Annotated in this window: 4 protein-coding genes; 2 read left to right on the top strand and 2 right to left on the bottom strand. The window is 56.7% G+C overall.

Annotated elements, in window-relative coordinates:
- Together ACXRVY_RS24025 and ACXRVY_RS24020 are read left to right on the top strand one after the other, a co-directional pair.
- A partial coding sequence (locus tag ACXRVY_RS24025) for a hypothetical protein (RefSeq protein ID WP_458238429.1) occupies positions 1 to 192 on the top strand: 192 nt, incomplete at its 5' end.
- Between the two features lie 2 nt (positions 193 to 194).
- On the top strand, positions 195 to 392 hold the full coding sequence (locus ACXRVY_RS24020) for a YbdD/YjiX family protein (protein WP_008051268.1): 198 nt from the start codon (positions 195 to 197) through the stop codon (positions 390 to 392).
- Positions 393 to 644: 252 nt separating this feature from the next.
- On the opposite strand, the gene ACXRVY_RS24015 is transcribed toward ACXRVY_RS24020, so the two are convergent.
- Entirely contained in the window at positions 645 to 1025 is a 381-nt protein-coding gene (locus tag ACXRVY_RS24015) for a hypothetical protein (RefSeq protein ID WP_223463119.1), read from the bottom strand.
- A complete protein-coding gene (locus ACXRVY_RS24010) occupies positions 1022 to 2434 on the bottom strand; it encodes a PAAR domain-containing protein (RefSeq protein WP_457266077.1) in 1413 nt (470 codons plus the stop codon). Before ACXRVY_RS24010 ends, ACXRVY_RS24015 begins: the two co-directional genes overlap by 4 nt.
- Between the last annotated feature and the right edge of the window lie 53 nt (positions 2435 to 2487).

Genomic DNA, 2487 nt, shown 5'->3' with positions numbered 1-2487 from the left:
GCCCCGGCCAAGGACATCACCCAGATGCAGCACGTGATCTTCAACGCCTACACCAACGCAACGCTGACCGCGCTGTTCCTGTTCGTGGTGTTCAGCATCCTGTTCTTCGCGCTCAAGGTCGGTATTGCCGCCTGGGGCACCAAGGAGCGTACGGATAAGGAAGCGCCATTCCACGCGCTGCCGGATGCCTGATCATGTTCAATGACCTGAGTCGCCTCGGCAAATACCTCGGTCAGGCCGCGCGCCTGATGGTCGGCATGCCCGACTACGACAACTACGTCGAGCATATGCAGAGCAAGCACCCGGATAAACCGGTGATGGACTACGAGGCGTTCTTCCGCGAACGCCAGGAGGCCCGTTACGGCAGTAAAGCCGGACCGAAGTGCTGTTGAGTGAAATAAAGAAACCGGCTGAACAGACTGTGTGAAAGCCACTGAAGGCCAACCCAACAAATGCCCCGACAAGTCGGGGCATTTGTTTTTGATCTTGGCAGACCGCGTTTTCACACGGTCTGTTCCGGTGCCGTTTGCATTTCGCAGTCCTGCTTCTTATCTTTCCTGGTGCACCAGCCTTTTATCAGTGGTGCACCAGGCTTCGACTGGAAATGCCGAGGGCCGTCTTCAACCTGGAATCGATGCACATAATTACTTGAATTTCACCAGCGCGAATGCAACTGCCCCCCAGATAACAATGATTCCCGATATCAAAATCTTGATTTTGAGAAGTTGTTTGAGGTGAGGCGGGAAATTCTTTACATCGTCAGGATCCATTTCACCAGTGCGAATTCCCGGCCCTGGCCATATCACCATTCCTGTGATTTTTGCCACCAACATGAGTCGCCCAAACCATCCTTGTTGTCGCAAACTCGCTCCCCAAACAACAATATGTCGACTATTTTCCAAAGCTTTCAACATGGAATCCAGATGACGCATCAAGTAAAGGCTGTAGGCAAAAGTACCAATACTCAACAGGAATGGCCCACCCACAACCAAAATGACAACCCAGAGACTCCAGGCGTTGATCACCGTTGCTTGGCCTCATACAGTTTCTCGCCCAGGAACTCTCCTGCAACACCTCCAGCTTCAGAGCCCACCCATGCACCAGCCCCTACTATGGCCGCAACGCAGATAACTCCTCCAATCCCTGTGGATACCCCAAGCGCCAAGCAAACAGGGCCGCTAGCTATATATGCCAACTCTCCACCTCTATGACCACCGATTGTCGACAACACAAATTTTCCTCCCTCCGTAAACTTGACCTTCTCACAAGCCGCTCCAGAGTCGTCTACACAAATCTCCTGAACAGCCAGCAACGAAGAAACCCCACCAATGCCAATGCCGATGTAACCGCCGGTGCTCATGTACTTCGCCGCCCGACTGGTCGCATTCACGTGATTGGCATACCCCGGTATCTGCCCCGGCGCCCCGGCCTTGTCCCAGTGGTGCACCAGGCTGCGACTGGAAATGCCGAGCGCCGTCTTCAGCTTCGGGTGATCGCCCAGGGTGGTCTGGCCACGCAGGCGAGTGGAGTTCAGCAGATGAGCATCGAGTTGGGCGAGCAGGCGCTGGCGTTCGGCGAAGAACTGCGGTGATTTGAGGTGGCCGTGTTGGCGATAGCTGTCTTGATGCAGACGCTCCATGGCTTGCAGGGTGTCGCGCAGTCGGGCCAGGTGTTTTTCCATCACCACCGCGCTGACGCCAAGCCAGGTCGAAGTCTCGCCGCTAAAACTGGCGATTTCCGCCGCGTGGCGGAACATGAACTCGGCTTCCTCCGGCGTCAGGGGATCAAGGGCGGCCTTGACCTGCTGCGCGGCCTGCATCAGCTGCGCTTCCTGGTAGGTGCAGGAGGTGTTGTTCGGGTCGCTCAGTACGATCAACGAGCCGGCTTTGATGTTGTCTGATACTGGGTTGAGTGCCCGAAACTTGCGCATCACGGCGGCATCGGGCGTGGCGAACAACGTGGCCTCCAATGCCTCGCGGGTCATGCTTTTGGGCACCACATAGAAGCCCGGTTCTTGAGGGTCTACGCGGGCGAATATGACAGGCGCCGGTGGGTTCGAAGGGGCGAAACCAGGCTGACGTGGCGCGGCCGGTTGACTGGTTGCCGCACTGGAAACGGGTTGCACAACGCTCCTGTCCGTTCGCGGTGCGGAGTTAGCGTTGCGATAGGTCGCCGTGACCACCGAGGGGATCAGTCGGGCCTTGCAGGGGCAATCGCTGTGGCTGTCCAGCGTGCCCGCCATGGCTTTGCCATGACTGATCATGTGCGAAATGCCACCGACAATTTTGTAAGTCTTGCCGTCCTTGCCACAGGTGACTCGATCACCTTCGCGGGCATGGGCAATGCCGTACATCAATATCCGGGTGTCACCATTCAGGACCTTGCCGCCACAGGTGGTCTTGTCATGCAGGCCAATGAAATGTCCTTCGTTCATTGATGTTCTTCCTCCTTGATGGAAGGCAGAAAGCCCTCGGCCATCGGCACACC

This window comes from Pseudomonas sp. P5_A2_2 (genome assembly GCF_054177685.1).
The sequence above is the reverse complement of the archived record's forward strand: the minus strand, read 5'-3'. Positions and strand labels throughout refer to the sequence as shown.